Annotated in this window: 27 protein-coding genes and 1 tRNA gene; 18 read left to right on the top strand and 10 right to left on the bottom strand. The window is 53.2% G+C overall.

The window, feature by feature from the left end; translation table 11 throughout:
* The first annotated feature begins 162 nt into the window (after nt 1-162).
* The 4 genes from RID21_RS16205 (at nt 163) to RID21_RS16220 (ending at nt 3,977) form a co-directional block, all read left to right on the top strand.
* A complete protein-coding gene (locus RID21_RS16205) occupies nt 163-1,131 on the top strand; it encodes a calcium/sodium antiporter (RefSeq protein ID WP_350190585.1) in 969 nt (322 codons plus the stop codon).
* Nucleotides 1,132-1,217: 86 nt separating this feature from the next.
* Entirely contained in the window at nt 1,218-1,655 is a 438-nt protein-coding gene (locus RID21_RS16210) for a hypothetical protein (protein WP_350190587.1), read from the top strand.
* An 87-nt stretch (nt 1,656-1,742) separates the two neighbouring features.
* A complete protein-coding gene (gene lpxA / locus RID21_RS16215; protein ID WP_350190589.1) occupies nt 1,743-2,579 on the top strand; it encodes an acyl-ACP--UDP-N-acetylglucosamine O-acyltransferase in 837 nt (278 codons plus the stop codon).
* A gap of 285 nt (nt 2,580-2,864) precedes the next feature.
* Nucleotides 2,865-3,977, top strand: coding sequence for a C45 family autoproteolytic acyltransferase/hydrolase (locus tag RID21_RS16220; protein WP_350190591.1), 1,113 nt, complete (start codon nt 2,865-2,867; stop codon nt 3,975-3,977).
* Here the strand turns inward: RID21_RS16220 and RID21_RS16225 are convergent.
* A complete protein-coding gene (locus RID21_RS16225) occupies nt 3,970-4,356 on the bottom strand; it encodes a potassium channel family protein (protein ID WP_145185014.1) in 387 nt (128 codons plus the stop codon). The genes RID21_RS16220 and RID21_RS16225 overlap by 8 nt on opposite strands.
* Nucleotides 4,357-4,643: 287 nt before the next feature.
* On the opposite strand from RID21_RS16225, the gene RID21_RS16230 reads away from it, so the two are divergent.
* On the top strand, nt 4,644-5,744 hold the full coding sequence (locus tag RID21_RS16230) for an alpha/beta hydrolase (RefSeq protein WP_350190593.1): 1,101 nt from the start codon (nt 4,644-4,646) through the stop codon (nt 5,742-5,744).
* An 86-nt stretch (nt 5,745-5,830) separates the two neighbouring features.
* Here the strand turns inward: RID21_RS16230 and RID21_RS16235 are convergent, their stop codons facing one another.
* Nucleotides 5,831-6,850, bottom strand: a complete 1,020-nt coding sequence (locus RID21_RS16235) for a hypothetical protein (protein ID WP_350190595.1) — start codon at nt 6,848-6,850, stop codon at nt 5,831-5,833.
* Nucleotides 6,851-7,107: 257 nt separating this feature from the next.
* On the opposite strand from RID21_RS16235, the gene RID21_RS16240 reads away from it, so the two are divergent.
* Both RID21_RS16240 and RID21_RS16245 read left to right on the top strand, forming a co-directional pair.
* Complete coding sequence (locus RID21_RS16240; RefSeq protein ID WP_145440030.1) at nt 7,108-7,512, top strand: MerR family DNA-binding protein; 405 nt, start codon at nt 7,108-7,110, stop codon at nt 7,510-7,512.
* A 31-nt stretch (nt 7,513-7,543) separates the two neighbouring features.
* Complete coding sequence (locus RID21_RS16245) at nt 7,544-8,329, top strand: heavy-metal-associated domain-containing protein (RefSeq protein WP_350190597.1); 786 nt, start codon at nt 7,544-7,546, stop codon at nt 8,327-8,329.
* Nucleotides 8,330-8,413: 84 nt separating this feature from the next.
* On the opposite strand, the gene RID21_RS16250 is transcribed toward RID21_RS16245, so the two are convergent.
* The 6 genes from RID21_RS16250 to RID21_RS16275 all read right to left on the bottom strand — a co-directional run bounded on the left by RID21_RS16250 (nt 8,414) and on the right by RID21_RS16275 (nt 14,027).
* Entirely contained in the window at nt 8,414-9,484 is a 1,071-nt protein-coding gene (locus RID21_RS16250; protein WP_350190599.1) for a glycosylasparaginase, read from the bottom strand.
* Between the two features lie 88 nt (nt 9,485-9,572).
* A complete protein-coding gene (locus tag RID21_RS16255; RefSeq protein WP_145185029.1) occupies nt 9,573-10,115 on the bottom strand; it encodes an SMI1/KNR4 family protein in 543 nt (180 codons plus the stop codon).
* A gap of 34 nt (nt 10,116-10,149) precedes the next feature.
* On the bottom strand, nt 10,150-10,683 hold the full coding sequence (locus tag RID21_RS16260; protein WP_145185032.1) for an SMI1/KNR4 family protein: 534 nt from the start codon (nt 10,681-10,683) through the stop codon (nt 10,150-10,152).
* Nucleotides 10,684-10,772: 89 nt separating this feature from the next.
* Nucleotides 10,773-12,122, bottom strand: a complete 1,350-nt coding sequence (glmM, locus tag RID21_RS16265; protein WP_350190601.1) for a phosphoglucosamine mutase — start codon at nt 12,120-12,122, stop codon at nt 10,773-10,775.
* Between the two features lie 138 nt (nt 12,123-12,260).
* Complete coding sequence (locus tag RID21_RS16270) at nt 12,261-12,938, bottom strand: lysophospholipid acyltransferase family protein (protein WP_145041081.1); 678 nt, start codon at nt 12,936-12,938, stop codon at nt 12,261-12,263.
* Between the two features lie 12 nt (nt 12,939-12,950).
* Nucleotides 12,951-14,027, bottom strand: coding sequence for a sialidase family protein (locus RID21_RS16275; RefSeq protein ID WP_502892620.1), 1,077 nt, complete (start codon nt 14,025-14,027; stop codon nt 12,951-12,953).
* A gap of 408 nt (nt 14,028-14,435) precedes the next feature.
* Here RID21_RS16275 and RID21_RS16280 point away from each other — a divergent pair, with 408 nt between their 5' ends.
* Together RID21_RS16280 and RID21_RS16285 are read left to right on the top strand one after the other, a co-directional pair.
* The gene (locus RID21_RS16280) at nt 14,436-15,737 is read left to right on the top strand and encodes an O-acetylhomoserine aminocarboxypropyltransferase/cysteine synthase family protein (protein WP_350190603.1); all 1,302 of its coding nucleotides are present in this window, start codon (nt 14,436-14,438) and stop codon (nt 15,735-15,737) included.
* Between the two features lie 195 nt (nt 15,738-15,932).
* Nucleotides 15,933-16,005: transfer RNA gene (locus RID21_RS16285), tRNA-Lys, on the top strand.
* 16 nt (nt 16,006-16,021) lie between these two features.
* On the opposite strand, the gene RID21_RS16290 is transcribed toward RID21_RS16285, so the two are convergent.
* On the bottom strand, nt 16,022-16,444 hold the full coding sequence (locus RID21_RS16290; protein ID WP_350190605.1) for a site-specific integrase: 423 nt from the start codon (nt 16,442-16,444) through the stop codon (nt 16,022-16,024).
* Between the two features lie 121 nt (nt 16,445-16,565).
* Nucleotides 16,566-16,766, bottom strand: a complete 201-nt coding sequence (locus RID21_RS16295) for a hypothetical protein (protein ID WP_350190607.1) — start codon at nt 16,764-16,766, stop codon at nt 16,566-16,568.
* A 120-nt stretch (nt 16,767-16,886) separates the two neighbouring features.
* Here RID21_RS16295 and RID21_RS16300 point away from each other — a divergent pair, with 120 nt between their 5' ends.
* The 9 genes from RID21_RS16300 (at nt 16,887) to RID21_RS16340 (ending at nt 24,690) form a co-directional block, all read left to right on the top strand.
* Entirely contained in the window at nt 16,887-17,126 is a 240-nt protein-coding gene (locus RID21_RS16300) for a hypothetical protein (protein WP_350190609.1), read from the top strand.
* A gap of 216 nt (nt 17,127-17,342) precedes the next feature.
* Nucleotides 17,343-17,540 carry a cold-shock protein gene (locus RID21_RS16305; RefSeq protein ID WP_350190611.1) on the top strand — a complete coding sequence of 66 codons (198 nt, stop codon included), beginning with the start codon at nt 17,343-17,345 and terminating at the stop codon, nt 17,538-17,540.
* Nucleotides 17,541-17,776: 236 nt separating this feature from the next.
* Nucleotides 17,777-18,421, top strand: coding sequence for a polyamine aminopropyltransferase (locus RID21_RS16310; protein WP_350190613.1), 645 nt, complete (start codon nt 17,777-17,779; stop codon nt 18,419-18,421).
* 85 nt (nt 18,422-18,506) lie between these two features.
* A complete protein-coding gene (locus RID21_RS16315) occupies nt 18,507-19,151 on the top strand; it encodes a class I SAM-dependent methyltransferase (RefSeq protein WP_350190615.1) in 645 nt (214 codons plus the stop codon).
* Nucleotides 19,152-19,534: 383 nt separating this feature from the next.
* Nucleotides 19,535-19,915 (top strand): hypothetical protein, encoded by a 381-nt coding sequence (locus tag RID21_RS16320; protein ID WP_350190617.1) that lies wholly within the window; start codon nt 19,535-19,537, stop codon nt 19,913-19,915.
* A 506-nt stretch (nt 19,916-20,421) separates the two neighbouring features.
* Nucleotides 20,422-21,291: a CBS domain-containing protein gene (locus tag RID21_RS16325; protein WP_350190619.1), complete on the top strand. Its 870-nt coding sequence runs from the start codon at nt 20,422-20,424 to the stop codon at nt 21,289-21,291.
* Between the two features lie 343 nt (nt 21,292-21,634).
* Nucleotides 21,635-22,051, top strand: a complete 417-nt coding sequence (locus RID21_RS16330) for a Na-translocating system protein MpsC family protein (protein ID WP_350190621.1) — start codon at nt 21,635-21,637, stop codon at nt 22,049-22,051.
* Nucleotides 22,048-23,091, top strand: coding sequence for a flotillin-like protein FloA (gene floA / locus RID21_RS16335; RefSeq protein WP_350190623.1), 1,044 nt, complete (start codon nt 22,048-22,050; stop codon nt 23,089-23,091). The genes RID21_RS16330 and floA overlap by 4 nt, the downstream gene beginning before the upstream one ends.
* 366 nt (nt 23,092-23,457) lie before the next feature.
* A complete protein-coding gene (locus tag RID21_RS16340; RefSeq protein WP_350190625.1) occupies nt 23,458-24,690 on the top strand; it encodes a putative sensor domain DACNV-containing protein in 1,233 nt (410 codons plus the stop codon).
* Nucleotides 24,691-24,830: the final 140 nt, after the last annotated feature.

Raw genomic sequence — 24,830 nt, forward strand, 5'->3', positions numbered from 1 at the left:
TGTGCCCCGCGCGATCCTCACATATTTTCCATTATTTTTTTCTGAACGCCACGTCCTCTGGAAAATCCACGGCGGATTGGTTAGAACCAGACTCCCGACCCCTCTAATACCACAGTCAAGTAATACCACATTCAAGAGCTAAGGATTTATACAGGCCCGATCATGTTGCTTGCCTTTATCGCGATCATCGCCGGACTCGCATTATTGATCTGGAGTACAGACCGCTTCATCGATGGTGCTGCAGTGACGTCACGCTATTTCGGTATGTCACCCCTGTTGATCGGCATGGTTGTCGTCGGCTTTGGTACCTCACTGCCGGAAATGGTGGTCTCGGTCATCTCCGCCTCCGAAGGGAACGCCGGCGTTGCGCTCGGGAATGCTTACGGATCGAATATTACCAATATCGCCCTGATCCTTGGTCTGACAGCGCTCATTAATCCACTGACGGTGCAGTCCAAGATCCTCCGCAAGGAATTACCCGTTCTGGGCGGTTGCACCCTGCTCTCTGCCTGGCAGATCTGGGATGGACACATCAGCCGTCTGGATGCGATTGTCCTCTTATCGGTCTTTGCCTTCCTGATGGGCTGGACCATCTGGCAGTCCGTCCGCAATCCGACCGACGAACTCGAAGCCGAAATGGAACGCGAACTCTCCAGTCATACCATGCCCATTAAACGCGCCGTAATCTGGCTGCTCGTCGGTCTGGTACTGCTGGTCGTCAGTTCCCGCATGCTGGTCTGGGGCGCTGTCTTCCTGGCCCGCTACTTTGGCGTGAGCGATCTGGTTATCGGCCTGACCATCGTCGCCGCAGGCACTTCGCTTCCCGAACTGGCATCCTCGATCATCGCCACCCGCAAAGGGGAATTTGATATCGCCGTCGGCAATGTCATCGGCTCCAACATGTTCAACACGCTGGCTGTGGTCGGCCTGGCCGGGGTGATTCACCCGATTTCCGTGAATGGAGAAGTCTTTTCCCGCGATGTGATGGTCATGCTGGCGCTGACCTTTTCCCTGTTCATTCTGGGACGTGGCTGGGGAGGCCCGGGACGCATCAACCGTTACGAAGGTGCTCTGCTCCTGGCCTGCTACATCGGCTACACCTGGTGGCTCATCCGTAGTGCCCTGCTCTGAAACAGGTCGCTTTCAGGCATCCAGGCTTGACAAAGGGAACTCCCTCCAAGATAGTTCATGCTGTTTCTCGGAAGGAATCTATCTCAATGAACTGGCTACAGAAAATCGCAATCATCTGGATGGTGGCAACCACGGTGCACGCCCCGTTCCCGGTCTGCGATGGTGACAATCTTCCCAGTGGCCAGACCGCTTCCCTCCGTTTTGCCGTGCTGGACCATTCTTTCGACCTCGATTTCATCCTGCTCGGCTGCGATCTGCCAGATGATTACGACGATGGTCCCCTCGATGTGGATCCGGAAGAGGGCTCCAGTTCGGTCTTTGGCTCGCCCTACACTTCCCCGGGACAACCGCTCAAGCTGTGTCTCTGGAATGCGGTCGATACCTGGGGCACGCTGTTCTGTATTCCCCCGGAACGCAGCATTGCCTGCCTGGCACGTACCGCGGATCGTTCCTCCTGCCTCCCCTTTCAGAATTTCTCATTTGGAAAACTGAGCCAGTTCGGAATCGCGCATGTTCATTGTTAAGCAGTGAACCGCATTTCGTGTTTAGCTCAATACCGTTTTCCCTGACAGCCCGATGTGGTGCGCTGTCAGCCTGTAATGAGGATTCCAATGCGCGTCCATCCTACTGCTTACATCCATCCCGATGCCATCGTCCACCCTACGTGTGACATCGGCCCCCACGTCGTCATTGAGGGCCCGGTGCGCATCGGTGCTAACTGTCACCTGGGACCGTCCGTGGTTGTCATGGGGAATACCGACATCGGCTCCGATTGTGAAATTCATGCACACGCCGTTATTGGCGATACGCCCCAGGACCGAAAATATACCGGGGCGATCAGCTACTGTCGCATTGGCCAGCGCTGCGTGATCCGCGAATCGGTCACCATCCACCGGGCCAGCATCGAACAGGCGACGACAATCATCGGCAACGATTGCCATCTGATGACCTGTTCCCACGTGGCCCACGACTGCATCCTCGCGGATGAAGTCACACTCGTCAGCGGCGCCCTGCTCGGCGGTCACGTGCAGATCGGATCTCAGGCAATCATTTCGGGCAATGTCGGCATCCATCAGTTCGTACGCGTCGGGCAACTCGCCATGCTGGGAGGTGTCGCCATGATCAGCCGCGATGTTCCCCCTTTCACGATGACGGACCACCAGGGCGAAATCATCGGCCTGAATGCAGTCGGTCTGGCTCGGCGGGGGATCTCAGACGCAGAGCAGCAGGACTTGAAAAACCTGTTTCGAGTTATCTGTCGTTCAGGAATGTCTCACTCACGCTCTCTTGAATTGGCTGAAGAACTGGCCCTGACCGACATCGGACGCCAGTTCGTGGAATTCTTCCAGGTGGACACACAGCGGGGGTTCGCTCGATTTCGAGGCAAAAAATCACGCTCCCGGAAAAACCTGGTCCCCCCGGTACCGCAACCACCGCTTTCTGAGTAATCCCTCTTCGAATTTCGTAAGTCTCTTTTCTGCGTTACTCATACGGGCATGTCAGGCAGCAGCAGCAGTTAAAAGTCAATGTGCGGTAGCGGGATACCGCCCCGGACCCTCTTTCAGGTGAGAGATTAGGACGAACCTGGAATGTTCCGGGGCGGTACATTTTTGACCCGCGCAGCCAGACAATGCTGGCATCACTGCCGACAGCGATTACAATAAACGGGACGACGTGCTTCTACGTCAGCTGATCCCTTTTGCATCGACACTTCTTACACGGGGAACTTTATTATGCGCCGCTGCTTCCTGGTTTTGATCGTGCTGGCTCTCGCCTGCTTTACTCGTGCTGGTCACCTGCAGGCAGAAGGCTATCGGACCTCCATCGGAACCGGCGCCGATCGCATTCCCGTCATCGTGGTCTCAGGCACTCCCTATGAAATGGGTCTGCAACAGGGAAAACTGATCCGGGAAGAAGCCACGCAGATGATCAATTCGCTGCTGCAAAAGGTACAGGCCGCCGGACCAGAGCGTGCCTCCGATGCCCATCTGGATGCCGCCTGGAACGCCATCGCACCGCATACCGATGTCCGCTTCAAAGAAGAACTCCGCGGCTTCGCTGAAGGGACAGGCCTACCGCTGAAAACGTTGCAGCGGGCACACGCGTTACCTGTCGTCATGGATTATTCCTGCAGTGGTATCGCTGCCTGGGGCGCAGCGACGAAAGACGGTCACCTTTACCAGACACGCAATCTCGACTGGACAATGGAACTGGGCGCGCAGGACTATCCCTGCATCACGGTTTACATTCCCAAACAGGGAATTCCCCACGTGAATATCACCTTCGCCGGATTCCTCGGCGCCAACACGGGGATCAATGCCAAAGGCATCGTGCTCTCGGAAATGGGCGATTCCCCGGGCAAGGACTATCCTTTCGATATGAACGGCGTCCATTTTACGACACTGTTTCGCCAGGTGATGTACGACGCCAATAATCTGGACGAGGCCATCGATCTCTTCAAGCAGGCGAAGCGGATCAAGAAATATCACTATGTTGTCGGAGACGGCACCAGCCGCCAGGCCGTTAAAATGCTGGCGCATGCTCCCGACCTGGTGATCTGGCGAGACAACGACCCAGCCGACGAACTCGCGCCGGCGGTCATGAAAAACCTGGTCTATCAGGATGAAGGCCGCGGCGCGTTTCAACCGTTACAGAAAGTCTATGGCAAAATCGGTGCGGAGGAAATGAGAGACATCGCCTGTCAGATTCCCATCAAGGGGGGCAATATTCTGGATGTCGTCTACGACGCCACCGCGCTGGAGTTCTGGGTTTCCTATGCTGAGAAACAGGAAGAAGCCTATCAGCGGCCCTTCGTGCACTTCAAACTCAAAGACTACCTCAAGTAGTTTTGTGATGTTCTGAGCGCGACGCTTCGTGTTCCAGATCCATGTGACGTTTCGCAGTCTCATGCAGGGACCGCGTCGCGATAGCTATAACTAAACCGACGACAATCATCCCAACCAGGCCAATCCCCACGCTGATGATTTTCCCCATCGGCGTCTCGGGCGTTATATCACCATAGCCGATGGTCAGACCGGTAATCATCGAAAAATAGACGGCGTCCCCGAAGCTCAGGTTCTCAAACCGCCAGATCAGGAAAGCCCCCAGCAGCAGAATCAACAGCAGGGCCACAATGACCTCGCGGACATAGGAAGCGTAGCGCATAAACGAACTGAAGAATTCAACAAACAAAGGCAGTCGTTTCTCGATGATGTGCTTCAGCATGGGGCTTGTCTCGAATTGCGAATTAGTGAAAAGTAAAATCGGATATGAAGGATTTCATCAGAAAACCAAGTTTATCCGTTTGATCACACACTGCCCAGAGAGTTTCCCTCGTCTTTCGTACTGCCAATTGTGATTGGAAACTTGAGAATGGACCTGACCGGGCAACAAACGGCGCTCTGCTCACGTTCAATCCGCTTGATTCACCTGCCCCCAGACGTTACTTTTGTTAAATAACAAACGCGTCTCTCCTGCCACTTAAGATCGCCTGCCCTCCCAAGGAGTCATCCATGCTCTCTGCCCTCAAGAAAACTTTCTTCACCGCCCTGCTGCTGCCCGTCCTCTGCTCGGTTTCCGTCCACGCACAAACACCGCGGCTCAATCCTGATGACCTGCTCCTGTACCGCGATGGATCCGGAAAAGTTCAGAAGGTCACCACACCGGACGACTGGAAACAACGCAGGCAGGAAATCATTCGCGGCATGGAAACGGTCATGGGCCCCTTCCCGGGTGACGATCAACGGGTTCCGCTGGACATCGAAGTCCTCGAAGAGGTCAAGCTCGACAACTACACGCGCAAGCTGATCACCTACCAGTCCGGCCCCGATTCCCGTACGCCCGCCTATCTCTGTATTCCTCACACCGCCAGCAAGGATCACAAGGTCCCCGCGGTTCTCTGTCTGCATCCCACCGATAACAAGGTCGGCCATAAGGTCGCCCTCGGACTGGGAGGCCGCGCCGGTCGTAATTACGCCGCCGAACTCGCGGAACGTGGCTATGTCACCATCGCCCCCGCCTACCCGCATCTCGCGAATTACTGGCCCAACCTGGGTAAACTCGGTTTCGTGAGTGGCACGATGAAAGCCATCTGGGACAACTCCCGCGCCATCGACCTGCTGACATCCCTGGACACGGTCGATATGAGCCAGGGTGTCGGTGCGATTGGACATTCCCTGGGCGGCCACAACGCGATCTACACCGCCGTCTTCGATCCACGTGTTACCGCCATCGTCAGCAGCTGTGGCTTCGATTCCTATCGCGACTATTACGACGCCGCCGAACGCGTCTGGTATTTCGGCAAAGGCTGGTGCCAGATCCGCTACATGCCCCGCATGTCAGACTACCGCGGTAGACTCGACGAAATCCCCTTCGATTTCACCGAACTGCTCGGCGTCATGGCCCCCCGCCCGGTCTACGTCAACGCGCCCCTGCACGATTCCAACTTCCGCTGGAAAAGCGTCGACAAATGCGCGAGCGCAGCCCGGCCCATCTATGAACTGCTGGACGCCAAAGGCAAACTCGTCATCGACCACCCGGACTGCGATCACAACTTCCCGGAAGAACAACGACAGAAAGCCTATCAACTGTTCGATACGGTACTGAAGAAGTAAACGGATTCCCGCAGTTCCAACTGAGAGATAACAAGGTTCAGCCCGAATACAATTCGAACCGAGCGTAGGGTACTGGAAACCGTAAGCTAACGTTTCAACTCTGCTGGAATCTCGTAATCGCCCACCTTCATTCCCTGATTACGCAAGGCATCCATGATCGCCTTGTAAATATAAGGGTTGTTTTCCAGAGCCCTGCGGTTTTCTTCGGTCCACTTTTCCAGTTTCAGATCTTTGAATGCAACATCATCCATTTTTCCGAGCTCAACGATGATGTCTCGCATAACCTTCCCCCCTTGCAGAAATCGGTCCCTCAGCACAGGAGTTCCATCGGCATAGGTGAGACTGGCCAGTTTTTGTCCCAGCATTTGTGTAGTGAGAGAACCGTCGCGGTCGGTACCGGCTGCAATCGGATTCCACAAAACGTGCTCGGACTCAGATTTCATTTTCGCCAGCTGAGCCAGATGCGCCGGTATTTGCGGCCAGGGACCTTTGGGAGAGTACTTGATTTCTCCGATGCCCTCCTTCCCGGTCCCATGTTCGGCCCAGCGTGCCATCCCTTCCAGAAACCAGGTGTTTTTGAACTGCGTTGCGCCATATTGCACCAGGTGAAATGTCTCATGGGTGGGTGTGACATTCTTCGTGGGATCGAGTTGACTGGAAATCGCCATCACAATACAGCGGTCCTTGGGGCTCCCCTCGGGAATCTTGCGCGCCCGCTGGGCACTCGAGTAAGCGATCCCGTTCAGGCCCCCCATTTCCTTGCGATCCCTGATGCTGACCTGAATACAGTTCACACCTTGAAACCGGTCACTTTCGAATGGATCAGGAAACTCCAGCGCACTGCAGAAGAGTTGATGCGCCGCCCACACCTGCTTGGCAACGTTTTCCACCTGATCTGACACACCATTCTGGTTCACATCGATGGGAGAGACCGCCCCCGTTCCTTCTTTAGTGTAGAAGACCCGCACAAATTCAAAGACGTAGTGTTCCTTGAGCTCCGCCTTTTTGCTCTGCTGGGCAGACGCCAGCTCAGGAGAGAGAAACACACCCGCAAGAACTGCGAGCGTAATGAGCCGACGCGGTATAAAACCAGGAATGCCTCGCATCGGAGTTAACCTTTCGGCTGACGGCCAGACTGGTCGGGTTGACGGACCGATAGAGCTGTGACTGACACGTGAAGATATGTACCCAATCAATCATAACTGAAGGCAATGCAGTGTCAATCAGATTCCCGTACCTGGCAGCATGTTGACAATTTCTCAGCGAGCCCCCGCCGGTCAATTGATTTTTTCCCTGAAGAGTGCGTTTTACCGCTTGACCCCGTACCATGGTACAGAGTCTATAATGCCTCAGGAGGTGAAACATGAATCAATTAACAATCGGTCGTGTCGCTCAGGCCGCTGGCGTGGGAGTCGAAACAGTACGCTTTTACGAACGCAAAGGTCTGGTCGATCAGCCACGCATCAAAGCCCCCTTCCGGGAATATCCGCCGGAGACCATCGATCGCATTCGGTTCATCAAACGGGCTCAGGAACTGGGGTTCACGCTGGCTGAGGTCGACCAATTATTGAGCATTGCAGACAACCCTGGCTCTTCCAAGCGTGAGGTCAAGCAGCTGGCGGGACAGAAGCTGTCCGAGATCCGTCAGAAAATCGACGATCTGAAAAGACTGGCAGACACGCTCGACTCACTCTATGAACAGTGTTCGGGACATGGCGCACTGGAAGACTGCCCCATCATTTTGTCGATTCTTCCCTCTGAAAAATAAACAATCATCAATCCGATACGGAGATAATAGAATGCAGACTCTTGAACAGACAGAACAGTTTCAGGAAGTGACGGTAGCAACCAATCTCAAGTGCCAGTCCTGTTTGAGCAAATTACAACCCTCCCTGGACCAGGCTCCCGAAATCCTCGAGTGGAAAGCCGATCTCACGAGCGCCGCAAAGACGGTCACCGCGAAAGTCAGCGGAGCCCGGCCTGCCGAAAAGCTGGTCGAAGTGGTCACGAACGCCGGCTACGAAGCGGCCATCGTAGAGAATCCCCAGCCCGGTCTGGAAATCCTGCAGAGTCAACCAGCGCCTGTTAGAGAAGAGAAACCGAAATTCTGCCTGGCAACCTACAAGCCGCTGCTGCTGGTTGTGTTCTATGTGGCGGGTGCCGCCGCAATTTTAACTTCGATGCAAAATACAGGCGCGACGCTCGAAAACTTCATGCGTTACTTTATGGGCTGCTTCTTCCTGGGCTTCGCCTTCTTCAAACTGCTCGATGTCAGCAAATTTGCAGACGCCTTCGCGACCTACGACATCGTGGCCAGGCGATCGCGTCTCTATGCCGTGCTCTATCCCTTTCTGGAATTCTCGCTCGGCGTCGCCTTCATTCTGGGCGTCTTTCCGACCATCGTGAATCTCGTCACCGCCACTGTCATGGGGGTCGGCTTAATCGGAGTCCTGCAGGCAGTCCGCAAACGTCAGGCAATTCAATGTGCCTGCCTGGGAACGGTCTTCAACCTACCGATGTCCGCAGTGACGATCATCGAAAACACAGCCATGATCCTGATGGCCCTGTTTATGTTGTGGCCCTAGAGTGAAGAGAGTGATGTGAAAGAAAATTCGTGTATTTCGTGCGAGCCGTGGTTTTTAAAAAACTCGGCTGAAGCACGAAATACTCTACCCCACCTCAATCAGATAGCCACCCTCAACAATCTGAATCCCCGCTTCAGTAATCACCGCTGCCTTGGGGGGCTTGTCTTTCCGACCCTGAATGGCAAAGCAGCCCGCTTCACCATTCTTATTGATCGCCACGATCTTGTCGGTGAAGTTCACCTTCTCCGGGCCGCCGTTGATCTTCACGATGCGGTGACATAACGCTTCGCACGCTTCACGCGGACTCTTCCCGGCCCGCATCTGTTCCACGACGAAAAAGCTCCCGCAGGTCCGCAGGATCTCTTCACCCCGGCCCGTCGCACCCGCGGCTCCCACTTCGTTGTCCACATACAGACCCGCGCCAATAATCGGCGAATCCCCAATCCGGCCCGGCAGCTTCCCGAACAGTCCCGAGGTCGTTGTGCAGCCGGCAAGATCCCCTTGGCTGTCCAGCGCCAGAATGTTGATCGTCCCGGTCGGCCGTTTCTCCAGATCGTAATTGCCGTCTTTCGGCGGGAACCAGTCGTCCTTGTCGCTCAGGTTCTCCTTCCAGCGGAGCCACATCTTACGCGATTTGTCCGTCAGCAGGTTCTCTTCCTTGAAGCCATGCGCCCGCGCAAACTTGCGGGCCCCCTCACCCACCAGGTGAATGTGATCGGTCCGCTCCATCACCAGTCGGGCCACCGAGGACGGCGTCTTAATCATCTCCAGTGCTGCTACCGAACCACAGTTATGCGTCCGGCCATCCATGAAGCAGGCATCGAGCTGCACTACCCCTTCCTCGTTCGGCAAACCACCATAGCCTACCGACTGATCTTCGGGATCCAGTTCCGTTACCCGCGCGGACGCTTCCACCGCGTCGAGAATATCGCCCCCCTTCTCGAACACGTTCCACCCGGGACGCAGGACCTTCTCGGCCCACTCCTCACCCCGACTGCACAGGATCAAAGGTCGGCGGGGAGCGGGTCCCTCCTGCGCGCGTACCTTCAGGCTCGTAAACAGGGAAAGCGAAGCACCCAGCCCCGCTGCCGTCTTGATGAAATGTCTGCGATCTGTCATGCCCCGATTATACGAAGCCACAGATTCAAAGATCAAACACTTCCTCGGCAGATCACCAACTTTCGTGTCGTTCGTGCTGACCGTGGTAGAAAACCCGTTAGGACGGGCCTTAAACAGATCACGCTCATTGTGTGAATTGATAGGGTTCATCAACCGTCGGGAGCTGATATTGATTGTACTGCCGTTTCAGTACCTTCAGCAGGAAATCAGTAAACGAATCTCCTTCCAGGTGGATAAACTCGTTCCCATCGAAAAACCAGTAAACGCAGTCCCAGTCATCGGCCGGACCTGCCGTTCTCCAGTTCAAATAATCTATTTCGAAAGCAGTACAGAACGGTAAAAGTCCTCCCGGTTCCGGAAACATAGTCCACGATCCGGCTGTCAATATGTTATACTCTTCGTTTACCTTCTGATAAAAACTGATAATGCCTTCAGGTCCACAAATCACCTCTTGCAAAGGTGAAGGAAAGAGCGATTTATCTCGCAAATTCCAGACATCAATCCATTCACAAATCTGACCTGATCCATACTGGTCGATGAATTCCTTATAGTCAGCGGGAAGCGCACATCCCAGGTCTTTCTCAACCTCCTCCCACGACCGATCCAGTCCCTGCGGTTCAGCGGGCGGCGGAAGAAGTTCCATAATCTCGGTCAGTGATGTCGTCATTTCCAGCGTTACCTGTCAGTAGAAGAATCAGAATTCAGGGACGATATGTGATTGGCGGCGAAAACGAATCGACATTACAGAACGCATTTCCGAACGGGTTTTCCTGTTGCACCAGCCTGCACAGACACGCCACCATCCCCACACTCTCTGCACAAATCAGTTGGCCAGATCCACAGTCATAAGCCACCACACTCCAGTCGTCCGGTGCACCTGCGGTCCGCCAGTTGAGATAGTTTCCATCGTCCGTACTGGCAAAGGGAATCAGGCCACCCGGCTCCGGGTAAGCCACGAAATCAATCTCGTACCCCGCTGCCTGATCGTACTCATACTCAGCCGTAATCTGCTGAATGATCTCTTTCGGATCTTGCTCAGCAGGCAGGGTGAGATAATTCCAGATGTGCAGAAACGACTGCAACGAACCGGAACCATAATCGGCAATGAACCGCTTGTAGTCACCCGGAAATTCAATCCCCAGCTGTGCTTCAATCGCCCGCCAGTCGCCATCCGGACAGACAGGCTCTTCAGGCGGCGGAACCAGTTGCTTGAGTATTTCTAATTCCCCGGCCATCCTGCTGGCTCCACTCTGAATGAAATAAGCCGATCGAAACTTTCGTGTCGTTCGTGCTTTTCGTGGTAGAAAATCCGTGGTGAATAAACTTAAGCCACAGCCGAACCCACGATCTCCATCGCCGCTTCACACAACTGTTGTGCCTCGTCGTTTTGTGGTGCTTCCGCAATGACCCGTATGATCGGCTCCGTGTTGCTCGCTCGCACCTGCACCCAGCGGTCGTCCCAGTCCAGACGCAGGCCATCGCCCGACGAGGCCGTTGCCGAGTCGAAATGTTTCTCCAGCGCCGCACATGCCTCGGCTACTTTTTCACGCGGACAGGTGATTTTGTTCTTCACAATGCTGTATTGCGGCAGCGAATCGGCCCAGGCGGACAGCGTCTGTTTTGATGCCGCCAGCCCCGCCAGCACATAGGCCATACTCACAAAGCTGTCCCGCACATAACCGACTTTGGGATCAATCACCCCGCCGTTTCCTTCGCCGCCAATGATCGCCTTTTCCTGCTTCATCTTCGCACAGACATGGGCTTCGCCCACATAAGAGCGAAAGAAGGGGCAATCGTACTTCGCTGCGATATCCGCCGTCACCCGGCTGGTGGAACCATTCACCACAATCGGACCGGGAGTCCGTGCCAGTACGTAGTCTGCTCCCAGGGCCAGCGTCAGCTCTTCGCCGATGTACCGTCCCGTCTCATCCACGATCGCCAGTCGATCTGCATCGGGATCCTGCGCAAAGCCCGCATCCGCGCCCTGCTTGACCACTTCTTCACAGAGTGAGGTCAGGTTCTCCTTCAGCGGCTCGGGAGTATGCGCGAAATTGCCGTCCGGCATACCGCCCAGCACAATCACTTCACAGCCCAGCGCTTCCAGCAGTTGAGGCGTCGCCACGCCACCCGATCCATGGTTACAGTCCAGCACCACTTTGAACTTCCGCTGCTGAATCGCCGCCTGGTCAATTAAAGCCAGCACCCGTTCGATATGGGGACCGGCAGCGTTTTCGTAGCGTTCCACCTCTCCCAGCTGATCCCAGGAGACAAAGTTGAACTTCTCATTGTTGAGTACATCCAGCAGCCGCTCTCCCTGCTCCTGGTTGTAAACCGAACCTTCAGGCGAGAACGGCTTGAGTCCGTTCCAGGGGATCGGATTATGACTGGCGGTGATTTGGATTCCCCCCGCAGCTTTCAGATGTGTCACCAGCACGCCACAGGTCGGCGTTGTCGAGATGTCGGCGTCAATCACCTTGCAACCCGTCGCCAGCAGGCCGGAAATGACCGCATGCCGCACCATCCGCCCACTGCCTCGTCCATCGCGCGAGAGTACCACGGTTCCCTGGTCGGCAATCGTTCCCACCGCGGCTGCAAAGCGGGTCAGATAATCGGGAGTCAAACCGTTCCCCACAACACCCCGTAAACCAGAAATACTCAGAATCCGTTCCGACATAATCAGCCCCTGCTGTTAAAAATCGATGTGCTGTCAACGAGAAGAGAAGACGTCCATTCCGTAGCGCAAACCATAGTGGACTCTGACTGAATTGACAATCCCGACTCCCCCGGAAATCAGGCCGAAATCGGGTCAAAATCAGTCCTGTGACTCGGGATCCAGCCAGATTGCCGCCTCACGCTGACAGGCGATCACCCGCTCTTGTGTCAGGGCCAGCAGATCTTTCTCGGCTCCCCGCGCACAGTAATCCTTGACCGTCGCCGCCGGGATCGGCTCACCATAGACCACGCGCACCGCCCGCGGATGCAGAAACCACGCTCCACGCGGCAGTGCCTGGTAGGCCCCCGCTATCCCAATCGGATAAATGGCGGCATCGGTCCGCTTCAGCAGTGCCAGAAACCCCGGTTTGAAACGCTGAACCTCCCCGTCCTCGGAACGGGTCCCCTCGGGGAAGATCCCCACCAGGTTTCCATTCTCGATATTCTCGATCGCGGCCCGAAAACTGGTCGAACTTGCCGACCGGCGGCTGATGGGAATCACGTACGTGTACCGCAGAAAAGGGCCCAACAGTGGAATCCGAAACAGGGAATCCCGCGCCATGAAGCTGATCGGTCGACTCAAGGGCAGACCGATTAGCAGCGGATCGAGAAAACTCTGGTGATTACTGACCAGCACCCCGCCCCCCTGGGCAGGCAGACGCTCTTCATGGCGCGCCCGGTACCGCAACCAGATTCCAAAGATGACCTGGAGAATCCATTGCAGCACCAGCCAGATCAGCATCCTGCGGTGGGGGGGAACTCGTTTTTCTTCAGCCAACGCTCACGCCTCTCAGTCGATCGCCTTGAGTTTGAGCTGGCTGGGGTCCAGCACCACATGCTTGACCAGATCCCGCTTCCAGGTGTAGGTGATGTGCACCTTCCCGTCATCGGTCTGAATCACAGCCGGGTAGGAGTATTCCCCCTTCTGATCTTCCAGCACCAGGGCCGTCGACCAGTGTTTGCCGTCTTCCGAAACCGCGACATGCAGCGGGCTGCGGCCTTTCTTCGTCGGGTTATAAACCAGCAGCGCGCGGCCATCTTTCAGCGTGACCGCGTCGGTGCCACTGTTCGGGTTGGGCAGCGAGGTCATCGTGACTTCACCCCATGAACGGCCATTGTCGTCCGACCAGGCTTCGACGATTTTCCCCTGGCGGCTGCGGCAGAGAATCTGCAGCTTGTCGCCATATTTGAGGACGGAGGGCTGAATCGCACCGATTTTGTGCCCGTCGTTCAACGGACCGGTCCGGTGCCAGGTCTTACCGAGATCGGGAGTCCACTCCATCTGCAACTGCCAGCCGTTGTGTTCGGTACTTGCGGGACAGAGCAAAGTGCCGTCGGCCAGCAGGAACGGTTTGTTTTTAACAGGACCGACAAAGCCGTCCGGCAGCCGTTTCGCAGGCCCCCAGGTTTTGCCTTTGTCGTGGGAGACTTTCAGCATGCCCCACCATTCACTCGGATTAGGACCGACCTTGTAGAACAGCAGCAGCGTACCCGGTTTTGTCTGAAACAGCACCGGATTCCAGCAGGGATACCGCTTCGATTCACTCTCGACGCCATCCGCGACACTCACGGGAGCGGTCCAGCCATCGCCCTCGTTGCGGCATACCCAGATCTCGACATCCGGGTTCTTCTCATGCGTACCGCCGAAGAAAGCACACACCAGGCCTTTGGGTGTTTCCACAATCGTCGAGGCATGGCAGGAAGGGAACGACGCATCGGTATACACGAACTCTTGTTTCACCAGGCCGGGCTGGTCGGCGGTGGTATTTTCGGGTGGGTTGGCGTGGGCGGATGCAGTCATGCCGAAACAGACGAGAAACAGAGGCAACACGTTGCGGAATACGTTCACAGGTCGTAACTCTCTCATAAGTCGTACTTTCTTCACCACAGAGTATCAACGGGAAATGAGAATCGAATGGTCAGTACTCAGGATATCATCCCCCCACCCAAAGGGGAATTGGCAATAATTCGCTTCTCCCGTTTTTCACCAGATTTGATTTTCTTAACTCTATTTCGTTGAATTTCACTCCTTTTCCGGGAATGGCACATTCAAACACAAGAACGCCGCGGGCGAATTGTTTTTTACTTTCAACATCGATAGGATGGCGGATACTCCGAGGGGCTGTTTTCCTCTGCAAAATTCGCCTCAATTGAAGCTCATCCCGGCACATTCTGCTCTCTTCAGCCAATGTCGTTATCGTGGATCGAGTTCTCTGAATTACTTTGGTGCTTGAGAACAAGCCAGATCACACCCTTATAAGAAGGTTATTAGACAATGGATGCCGAAGCATTGAAATTAGCGACTCTCTGTCTGCATGGCGGTCAGGAACCCGACAGCGCCACCAATTCCCGCGCCGTTCCTATCTACCAGACGACCTCCTACACCTTTAATGATACTGATCACGCGGCCAGACTGTTCGGCCTGCAGGAATTCGGGAACATCTACACCCGCCTGATGAACCCCACCACCGACGTACTCGAAAAACGCCTCGCACTGCTCGAAGGGGGCGCTGGTGCCCTGGCGGTCGCTTCCGGACAGGCTGCTGAATCGCTGGCGATTATGAACATCGTCGAGAGCGGTCAGAATATCGTCTCTTCTTCCAGCCTGTATGGCGGAACCTACAACCTGTTCCACTACACGTTCCCCAAGTACGGCATCCAGGCCAAATTCGTCGATCAGAGCGATCCCGAAAACTTCCGCAAAGCCATCGACGACGACACCCGCGCCATCTACCTCGAAGCCCTGGGTAACCCGCGGTGTGACGTGGCCGACTTCGAAGCCATCGCCGCCATCGCCCACGAAGCCGGCATCCCCGTAATCGTCGACACCACCCTGGCCTCCCCTTACCTGTTCCGGCCCTTCGAACACGGAGCCGACATCGTCGTCGCTTCCTGTACCAAGTTCATCGGCGGTCACGGTACCTCGATCGGCGGGATCATCGTCGAAAAGGGTGACTTCCCCTGGGACAACGGAAAATTCCCCGGTTTGACCGAACCCGATCCCAGTTATCATGGTCTTAAATTCTATGAGACGTTTGGTCCCATGAACCTGGCCTACATCCTCAAAATTCGGGTCCAGCTCCTCCGCGATCTGGGACCGGCAATGAGCCCCTTCAACGCCTTCCAGCTGTTGCAGGGACTGGAAACGCTGCACCTGCGCATGGAGCGGCACTGTCAGAATGCTCTGGCCGTCGCGAAGTTCCTGGAAAGCCATCCCAAGGTCTCCTGGGTGAACTACAGCGGACTCGAATCGCATCCGGATTACAAGCTGGCGCAGAAATATCTGCCGAACGGCTCCGGTGCGGTCTTCGGATTCGGCATCCAGGGTGATACCCCGGAACAGCAGCAGGCCAATGGCATCAAACTGATCAACAGCGTCAAACTGTTCTCGCATCTCGCCAATGTGGGCGACAGCAAGTCGCTGATCATCCATCCGTCCAGCACGACACACCAGCAGCTGACTCCCGAAGAGCAGCTCAGCTCGGGCGTCACCCCGGACTTCATCCGGTTGTCGGTCGGTACGGAAGATCAGGAAGACATCATCAATGACCTGAAACAGGCCCTGGAACAGATCTGATCCCCGGCACGTTTCAGCCAACGAGACAATCTCAGGAACCGGCGCGGGATTTCCCCCCGGTTCCTGATTTTTCAAACAACTTTTATCGAGGTTTTGAAGCAGAGCGGACGATAATTCTTATTATCGACCACCAGAACGCCCGCCGCATCTCTTGTCGCCGGCCAGAGCGTTCATTAAAATGCCGACAATTCATTCGCCCTTGTAGCTCAATTGGCAGAGCAACTGACTCTTAATCAGTAGGTTCTAGGTTCGATTCCTAGCGGGGGCACTTGGAAGACCATAGCCTATAACAGGTTATGGTCTTCTTTTTTTGGGGCTTCTGGCTCATTTTCAGAACTCTTACGTGGATTCTCACGTAACCGCGCCTCTGCTGCCTGATAAAGTGTATCGGCTACCTTCTCGGCGTTACGTCCTACGTAGAATTTCAGTGTGGTTTCCATACTCTCATGTCTCATCAGTTGCATCAATGTCTGAGGCATCACATCGAGAGACCATCGCTCACCAAAGGAACGCCGCAGGTCATGAGCTGATGCAAATTTGTTCTCACCGACAACCACGTGAGCCTTCTTTCCGATCTCGGCAACCTTCTTTGATACAGCAAGGGAGGTCATCCGCCTGCCGTTGCTGCGTTCTGGCAATGGATTGAACACCGGCCCGAATCGGTCCTCTTTGGGCACGCGCTGGAGAAACTCGGCAAACTCTGGCACGATCGGCAACAGACAACAATTCGAATTGTGCTATCAGTGCCCCTTCAAGACCAGCCCGGGCCGTAGCAGCTTCGCCGCCTTGAATGTCCTGAATGTTCGCCACATCACCCAACGCCATAAATTAGCGTTGCATCCGGCTTGTACGGGTAACAGATTTGACTTTGGCGACTGTCTCGTTGTATTTTCGCTGTGCGTCAGTCTGACCGCCAACCAGCTTGATTCCTTCAGGAGCGAAATTGATTGCTGCCCTGGTACCTGCAAAGGCTTCTTCGGCCTGTGCTTTATTGGTCGCACCACGCGCGGAGAGAGTTGAGCTAAGCACCTCTGAAATATTGACCGGCTTAACTCCCGTAGAGTAATTGACTACATTGGGAAGTTAATTTTTATTTGAGTTGAAACAAGTAAGTCACAGAACACGACTACCTGTCCCAAGCCCAGCCTCATGTCCACCCAGCCTCCCCCCGAACCACGAATTCGCTTTCTCACACTCGTCCCCATCCTGGCGGTGCTGATCGCGCTGGGCTTTGTCTGGTACGCGCAGAACAAGGCACCCCGCGTCGCCGCCGGTCAGCTCATTCGTGAGACCGGCGGCTATGCCGCACCCGGGGGGACCGCCGCTCATGTATTGAAACTACAATTATCCGCTTTTCTGGTACAGGCACATTTAACGTTTCGGGACTAGTAAGAACTTCCGTTTCTCGCACTCACCCCCGGATTTTTTCGAAACTCTCAGTTCAGAAACTCTGTTTTAATCTTAGAACTCAGAACAAACACGGTCCCAGCCTGTTGACCTGACAACTTCCGGTCAGTTACGATTCGCCTACGCGGCGAAATGGTCTCTCCAATGTAGTGTCAGGCAGCTCCGCATAGTATCTCTTTTAGAGGAACAGGAATTAACATGGCTGAAGGCACAATCAAGGTAGTAATGCAGAAGGGTTTTGGATTTATCGACACCGGAACTGGCCAGGACCTGTTCTTCCACTCGTCGAATCTCGAAGGAGTATCATTCGACCAGCTCCAGACCGGACAGCGAGTGTCTTACACTGAAGGACGTGGTCCCAAAGGGCCGTGTGCTGAGAACGTAAGACCAATCTGACGGAACAGAGCGAAACTTCATTCAAATCACAGCAAAACGAATATGAGCGAACAGGGCCTTCATCTTGAAGGTCCTGCTGAATCCAAGGTTAGCCCGGATTTCGGAAATAAGAATTCGAGAACAGACTGATAAACGTTCTTGCCTGTCAGGCGGCTAACATCTTCCGTATCGAAAGCCGCTCTATAATGAAACCGCCGTTCTTCGAGATACTCGCCTATGAACCCACGGATCTCGGTATGTTGTGTTTGCGGCGGCGCGAGCTGTTATGTGAACCGGGAACGATCGTCACCGAAGTCACGCTCAACCATGAATTTCTGATGAGCAGTTACCTGACAGCTTCCGAGAAGGCCCTGTCGGAAATCGCGCTGCAGATGCACTCTGGATCCAGCCTGCGCGTACTGATTGGTGGACTCGGGCTGGGGTATACTTCCTGGACAGCGCTGGAATCTGATCGCGTATCACAATGCGAGGTGCTCGAGTTTCTACCACAGGTGATCAACTGGCTGAAGCAAGATATGATTCCGCTGTCAGGCAAGCTGAACGCAGACAATCGTCTCACCATCACTCAGAGTGATATCTACCAGCAACTCGCCAGCCCGCCGGGCAAGAGGTATGACCTGATTCTCATCGACGTGGATCATTCACCAGATGAGAAACTCGATGATGGGAATGGCCATTTTTATACAGCCGCAGGATTGCAGCGTGCAAAGCTCCACCTGGAAGAAAACGGGGTGCTCGGCATCTGGTCTTACGCAGAGAGTCCCCGGTTTGCCGACGCGTTGCACGAGGTGTTCCGCGAAGTTCGGATTGAGCCCGTGACCGTTTTCAACAATCTGATCAACGAACAGCAGACCGACTGGCTTTTTTTTGCTCGTGACTAAGTCTGCTGCAACCAGTTTGATCAACTGTTTCTGAACAAGACGGGGCTCCCTGCTCTTAAATGAAAATCTAACAGGATTACATATCGTGCCTCTGGTGGAAATTGAAATCTCAAATCAGACTGCGGTCTTGCCCGACGCGATCATTGATTTTCTTAATGAAGCTGAAGCAAGAATCCGTCATTATCTTGAGAACAGTCCGTGCACCGCTTTGGGTTTTGTGCCAAGCCATTTCAAAAAAGTTTATAACGCCTTGCAGATAATCACTGACAGAAATCTTGCCTGTGGATCGTCCTTGTGTGAATGGGGGAGTGGTTTCGGGGTGGTATCGTCGCTGGCAGCGATGCTTGGATTTATGGCTTGTGGCATTGAGATTGAACAGGACCTGGTTGAGGCATCCCGCAAACTGGCGGATGACTTTGGCCTGCCCGTGGAGTTCGTTCAAGGCAGCTTTATTCCCACGGGCGCCGAAGCCCTTGCCCAGGAAGCCTATGTCGATAACAATTCCGTCTTTCCCTGGCTTATTAATGACGCGGAGGAGGGATACAAAAAACTCCAGCGCGGCCTCAATGAGTTTGACATTGTTTTTGCCTATCCCTGGCCCGGCGAAGATTATCTATTTAAGAGTTTGTTTGAGGAATATGCCGCCGAGGGGGCACTGTTGATGACGTACGACTACCCGCAAACAATACGCCTGCTAAGGAAACAGAGTGAATTGGCAGCGGATTCGTAAGCCACGTAGACTCCCTGTACAAACCCGGAGAACAGACTCAAGTCCAGACGATTGGATTCCCGTAGAAACGGATCCTCCTGATCAGCGCCGGACCGTTAAGCTGACGAATCTCTGATTCTGTCTTACTTATTATTCCCTGTTTATTGCTATTGCCTTCCTGCATGTTGGAGGTACAATATATGCAGGTGCCAATAGTGCGCCTGCAAAAACAGCTGTGCAAAACCTTAAAACAGAGGATCTGACTGATGCCGAAAGTAAAAATTACAAGGAAGAAATTTCTGGAAGACAGTCAGGGCCGAACTTTCTCAGATGTGTTTAATGAATCTGATGCGCCGTTTGAAGCAGTCCTGAGATTTTTTGATTCTCCGGATCGGCAACGCAGGATGGAAGAATCCGAACTGCATCATGATCGGTCTCCCCTGGCTGGCGTCGTTCGGGAACTTGAAGCCTTGCCGGAAGTCGATCAGTTTCTTTCCGGTGTGCATATCCAGCGAAGTATGCGATTCCGCCAGGCCATTGGAGTTCTGGTACGAATCATCATGGAAGCCCATGGCTGGGAGAAGACTGGCCGCAAAGGTTCACTGGGAGTCAGATCCCCCAGGAAAACCAGAACCCCCAGGCACAATACGGGAGGGCTGGCATTCTGGTTTAACCGAGGTGAACGCTATCGCAAAACAGATGGTATGCCGTTTCTGTCTGTGAAAGAACGCTGTGAGCAGTTTGAAAACTGTGTTGATTCACAAAACATGTCTATGGAAACATAGGCAATTCTTCAAAAGAACAATGTCGCTAGAGTACCAAAACGGTGAAACGAATCACATGATTCAGAGTGACAGTTGTGTCCAGAAGAAGTTACATTGCCTGCTTGAAACTGTTGTTAAGCAATAATTCTTTCTCTTCAACAGCAGTCATCTGCATCGGAATACAGGTGCGTACAGGGAGGGAATATTCCACGATGTGTATTTAATTGACACATTCCGATAAGTGGGTTCCTCTCAGTTCTCAGGCACTTGAATCGCTGCTCTCCGGGGCAGGATTCTGTCTCAACGGAACGATGATTTTCTTTTTGATCTTGCAGATCAAGAAAATGATGTGGTTGTGAAAAGACTGCATCAGGCTGAATATTACCTGCTGTTCTGGTCCATCAAATTGCTTCTTGAGTTTTCAAACTTGCCTGTTTTGATGCCCTGTCTTAATCAATTCAATTTCGAAAGCCGGCAAAATGAAACTCCATGATACTTCGACTGAATTGGTACATGCGCGAGATATTATGTCGCTGCAGATCCATTCCCTGTTACCTGCGACCCCCATTCCTGAGGGGATACATCAGTTACTGGCCGGGCAGTATTCTGAAATGCCGATCGTGAACAAGTCGGGTGAGTACTGCGGAATGTTCTCTGAAAAATGTTGTATGAAAATCCTCTCAAACCTGGCGGATCTGATCGAAGACAATCAGCATACTTCTTTTCGGGCTGCTGATGTGATGATTCCCCGTCACAAACTGTTCATGCTGAATCCGGAAGACGATGTCATATCAGCAATTTCAGCATTGCTCGAGAAAAAATATACAGGAGCACCAGTAGTTGATTCACAGGGACGCTGCCTGGGTGTGTTCTCTGAGAGAACCTGCCTCGGGTACGTGATTGAAGCGATCTACAGCAGAGTACCGTCTGCGCAGGTGCAGGAATTTACTGACTCGGACAGTAATCGACTGATTGATCTGGAGACCGGTCTCCATCAGATTTTTAGCATCTTTGATGAGACTTTCTACGGTCGTCTGCCTGTCATACAGAATAATGAAATCGCCGGACAGGTTACCAGACGAGACGTGCTCAAGCACTCCACAATTCTTTCCAACATCATGCAATCTCGGCTGAATGCACCTCATGTCGATGCCGGAATACCTGAGGCAAGGACTGCGGCCTATTCGAAAGCGCATGACACATTCCTGAATCATCCTGTCTCGGTATTCACCGAAGAGAATTCTTATACGATCGACCCTGAAATGAGTCTGCTCTCGGTCGCACAACTGTTTTTTGATTCTCCACATCGTCGCTTCCCGGTTGTTGAAGCAGGAAATCTCATTGGACTGGTAGATCGATGTGATGTATTGCGTTTTGCAATCAAACTTTTCAAGTAATGCACCTTTTAATAAGCGGACTTACGGTTCCGCTGGAATGATATCAGGCTCTAGACGACATGCTCTCTCCCAATACTAATCCGATCGATCGACTGAGCTTGAGTGATCATTCAATTCTGCAGATCAGTTCGTGTGTGCAAAGCCGTTTAGGATATTTAATTGATGGTTTTCGGATCGACGGCTGTACGACTGGCGTGACTCTCTGGGGCCGTGTCAGTACGTATTACAGTAAACAACTGGTCCAGGAATATGTTAAGGAACAATGTGGTATCGCCATTGTTATCAATAACATTGAAGTTGAGCTGCCAGATACTGGCTGCGTTCGCTGCACGGAGAGCTTGAGATGAACTCTTTCCCACTCAGCATTACAGCTCAAGTGGCTCATACGGTACGCGACTTTCAACAACAGCGCACTGGCCATACTCCCAAATCCGTAACAGTAGTTCTCAGTGAAGGTGTGATGGTGGTCACATTACATGAGGCACTGACTCCGGCAGAGATCATTCTCTGTCAGACTGACAAAGGCTTGACCCGCTTACGGGACTTTCATCGTGATTTGATCCGGGGCTCGCTTGGCCCTCTGGGAATAGAAATCGAACGAATCGCCGGCGTTGCCCTGCAAGAAGTTGTAGGGGACATTGAACCGGCAACGGGCGATATCGTCCATATTTTTACTACAGGAACTCTGTTGCAGGTGTTTAAGCTCACAGGTTGCTTATCCGCAGAAACATGGGTTGGAAGTGAAAGAGATCCGGCATGAATAATTTCTGGTTTCTGGTGATCGCAATCACTATCGCAAGTGTTCTGTTTTTCGCTGGAATGAGATATTTCTCATTGTGGCTGCAAGCCTATGTCACGGGAACTCGTATTCATCTGTTGTCTCTGATCATGATGTCCCTGAGAAAAGTCGACCCACAAGTCATTGTCCAGGTCAAAATTATGGCCGTTCAGGCGGGACTCTCCGATATCTCGACCGACGCACTGGAAGCACAGTACCTGGCTGGGGGAGACGTCCGTCGCATTACACTTGCCTTGATTGCAGCCCAACGCGCTCAGATTGAGCTTGACTGGGATACCGCCGCTGCCATCGATCTGGCGGGGCGCGATATCCTGGAGGCGGTCCAGGTCAGCGTAAATCCCAAAGTGATTTACTGTCCCCAGGAGAAAGCTGGAGTCCGCAGTACGCTGGATGGTGTTTCCAAAGACGGCATTCAATTGAAGGTACGAGCGCTGGTGTCTGTCCGCACCAATCTCAACCAGCTCATCGGTGGTGCCGCGGAATCGACTGTGATTGCAAGGGTTGGTGAAGGAATCGTTTCCGCAATCGGAGCGTGTGAGAGTTACCAGGAAGCGCTGGCCGATCCAACGTTGATTTCCCGCAAGGTAATCAATAAAGGCCTGGATTCGCAGACATCTTTCAGTATTATCTCCATTGATATCGCTTCCATAGAGGTAGGCAGGAATATTGGAGCCCAGCTGCGAATTACACAGGCAAATGCTGATGTTAATGTCGCTCGTGCAGAAGCGGAAGGACGACGGGCAATGGCAGTGGCCCTGGAACAGGAAATGCTGGCCCAGACTCAAGAGAACCAGGCCATGGTTGTTCTGGCAGAAGCGCAAATTCCACTCGCCATGGCTGATACGTTCCGGGCAGGTCTCCTGTATTCAAAACCATTTCAGGAGCGAGACAGGACACAGGACATGGATCTAAAAAGAAACCCCCGACAGGGCATCAGACCATCATCTGCCCCGGATCTCAAGCATTATTCGTGGAACCCAAAACTGGGAAACAGAGGCTAGAACAAAGTCTTTCTTTTTCCAGGCAAATAGATTTACCCCCGACTATCATAAAATATGAACGATTTCTCACCCGTCGGGATTATACATATTCAGATTATGCGAGTCTCTGCTTTCCTCTACACACGATAACTGCAGAAGGAATTACTGAGTGCAGGAGTGGGACAGTCAAGCTTTCATCTGGAATCTATGCTTGTGGTTCAACCAAGGATTTAACAGGTCGCATCTTGTTAAATTTTAAGAGATCGTCATGATGAAAGAGGAGCCAGAACAGGCAAAGTTGCATATTTGCAAAATACGATTTCAGGACCGGATCAGGAACTGCTGGGGTCGCGACAGCAAGCGACCGGTTCTATCAGGGGGCAAACCATGAGTGAATACTCCTTTCCCGGGGATTTGCTGGATCGCATTAAGACACGCTGGCAACAAATTCCCGATGAGCAATTCGCATTGCCTGAAGACACGATTCTCAGGCGGCTCCTGGAGACTTGTTATCATGCTTCGTTTCGTACCAGTGAGCAGAGACTTGTCCAATGTGTCGTGGCATATGTTTCGCCTGGCGACATTCCTCAAGAAGCTTTACTTTTGACAGATTTTGTGCAAATGACGGATGCTGAACTTGTCCGCCTGTCACCGGTAACGCAACATCGCCAGACCGTCATTGGCTGTTATCAGGTGGATGAATGGCTTGATATCTGGGGATTCTTCGAACATGGCCAGGCGTGGGTACAACACTCAGCAGGTGACCCGCCAGCGGTACCAATGCAACCAGGTGATTATCCACCTGACTGTTTGATGATCACAATAGAAGGGCCGGGGGCATTGACGGTATCTCAGGGACGAACGGGGCTGGTGCGTTTACGTAACGGCAGAGTGATATTTCCGCAGGTGAATCTGCTCCAGACCACAGAAAATCCACTGGGTGATTTCTTTATTCAATTAGTGAATCGTCTTTTGACTCGAGATCAGTATCAGGAATTAGCGGGGAACGACGATGAGACTGAGGGACAATTCTCATTCCAGAATATTTATACGACTTCAATTCTGGCGATACTGGAACGAATCCGCTTAAAACGACACGGAGGGAGTGTTGTCATCGCTCCAGTCTCATTCAACCAGCAACTTGCTCATATCACTTATACCGCCTTTGAACATGCTGGTTTATTCGGTGAGATTGTAGCCTATAAGCGACTTGTAAATCAGTTATGTGATCTTAATTCAAATTCAGAATCTCCTGTTGAGTTTGAAAGCAGTCAAGCTGAACTCGCTCTCCGACGGGCGAGCCAGCAGCTAATTCGAGGCATCAGTCAGATCAGTCTGTTAGCGGCTGTCGATGGTGCGGTCCTGCTTGATGATCTCCTGCGCATTCAAGGCTTTGGGGTACGGTTTCCTGTATTACTACCACCAGGTTCGAGAATAGTAGATGCACTTTCCGGTCGAAAGTACTTGTGTGACCAATGGGGATTACGTCATCAGTCAGTATTTTCATTCTGTCATAAATGTGAACAGGCCATTGGATTAATTGTATCCCAGGACGGCGAAGTCAAAGCGGTAAAAGCAGAGCAAGGTCAGCTTTATTTCTGGGATGGGATTCTCAATTGAATTTGCAGGTGGATCATTAACGAGTCCCCTTACCTGTAATCTGTTTCTGCTGGTGTTCTGTCGAGAGTCTGCCAGAAGCATCTCTGAATAGTTCAGAATCGTTCTCATTCATAGATTCATAGACTGCGTACCTGATTGCT

Source organism: Gimesia sp. (genome assembly GCF_040219335.1).
Taxonomy (GTDB): Bacteria; Planctomycetota; Planctomycetia; order Planctomycetales; family Planctomycetaceae; genus Gimesia.

Excerpts from the sequence above, each read along its gene's own strand:
- RID21_RS16305 (WP_350190611.1), top strand. The coding sequence starts at position 17,343 with ATGGCTGAAGGCACAATCAAGGTAGTAATGCAGAAGGGTTTTGGATTT.
- RID21_RS16245 (WP_350190597.1), top strand. The coding sequence starts at position 7,544 with ATGCAGACTCTTGAACAGACAGAACAGTTTCAGGAAGTGACGGTAGCA.
- RID21_RS16255 (WP_145185029.1), bottom strand. The coding sequence starts at position 10,115 with ATGACGACATCACTGACCGAGATTATGGAACTTCTTCCGCCGCCCGCT.
- RID21_RS16260 (WP_145185032.1), bottom strand. The coding sequence starts at position 10,683 with ATGGCCGGGGAATTAGAAATACTCAAGCAACTGGTTCCGCCGCCTGAA.
- RID21_RS16320 (WP_350190617.1), top strand. The coding sequence starts at position 19,535 with ATGGAAGAATCCGAACTGCATCATGATCGGTCTCCCCTGGCTGGCGTC.
- RID21_RS16325 (WP_350190619.1), top strand. The coding sequence starts at position 20,422 with ATGTCGCTGCAGATCCATTCCCTGTTACCTGCGACCCCCATTCCTGAG.
- RID21_RS16275 (WP_502892620.1), bottom strand. The coding sequence starts at position 14,027 with ATGAGAGAGTTACGACCTGTGAACGTATTCCGCAACGTGTTGCCTCTG.
- RID21_RS16230 (WP_350190593.1), top strand. The coding sequence starts at position 4,644 with ATGCTCTCTGCCCTCAAGAAAACTTTCTTCACCGCCCTGCTGCTGCCC.
- RID21_RS16225 (WP_145185014.1), bottom strand. The coding sequence starts at position 4,356 with ATGCTGAAGCACATCATCGAGAAACGACTGCCTTTGTTTGTTGAATTC.
- glmM (WP_350190601.1), bottom strand. The coding sequence starts at position 12,122 with ATGTCGGAACGGATTCTGAGTATTTCTGGTTTACGGGGTGTTGTGGGG.
- RID21_RS16235 (WP_350190595.1), bottom strand. The coding sequence starts at position 6,850 with ATGCGAGGCATTCCTGGTTTTATACCGCGTCGGCTCATTACGCTCGCA.
- RID21_RS16310 (WP_350190613.1), top strand. The coding sequence starts at position 17,777 with ATGTTGTGTTTGCGGCGGCGCGAGCTGTTATGTGAACCGGGAACGATC.
- RID21_RS16300 (WP_350190609.1), top strand. The coding sequence starts at position 16,887 with ATGTCCACCCAGCCTCCCCCCGAACCACGAATTCGCTTTCTCACACTC.
- RID21_RS16340 (WP_350190625.1), top strand. The coding sequence starts at position 23,458 with ATGAGTGAATACTCCTTTCCCGGGGATTTGCTGGATCGCATTAAGACA.
- RID21_RS16330 (WP_350190621.1), top strand. The coding sequence starts at position 21,635 with ATGAACTCTTTCCCACTCAGCATTACAGCTCAAGTGGCTCATACGGTA.
- RID21_RS16220 (WP_350190591.1), top strand. The coding sequence starts at position 2,865 with ATGCGCCGCTGCTTCCTGGTTTTGATCGTGCTGGCTCTCGCCTGCTTT.
- RID21_RS16240 (WP_145440030.1), top strand. The coding sequence starts at position 7,108 with ATGAATCAATTAACAATCGGTCGTGTCGCTCAGGCCGCTGGCGTGGGA.
- RID21_RS16280 (WP_350190603.1), top strand. The coding sequence starts at position 14,436 with ATGGATGCCGAAGCATTGAAATTAGCGACTCTCTGTCTGCATGGCGGT.
- floA (WP_350190623.1), top strand. The coding sequence starts at position 22,048 with ATGAATAATTTCTGGTTTCTGGTGATCGCAATCACTATCGCAAGTGTT.
- lpxA (WP_350190589.1), top strand. The coding sequence starts at position 1,743 with ATGCGCGTCCATCCTACTGCTTACATCCATCCCGATGCCATCGTCCAC.
- RID21_RS16210 (WP_350190587.1), top strand. The coding sequence starts at position 1,218 with ATGAACTGGCTACAGAAAATCGCAATCATCTGGATGGTGGCAACCACG.
- RID21_RS16205 (WP_350190585.1), top strand. The coding sequence starts at position 163 with ATGTTGCTTGCCTTTATCGCGATCATCGCCGGACTCGCATTATTGATC.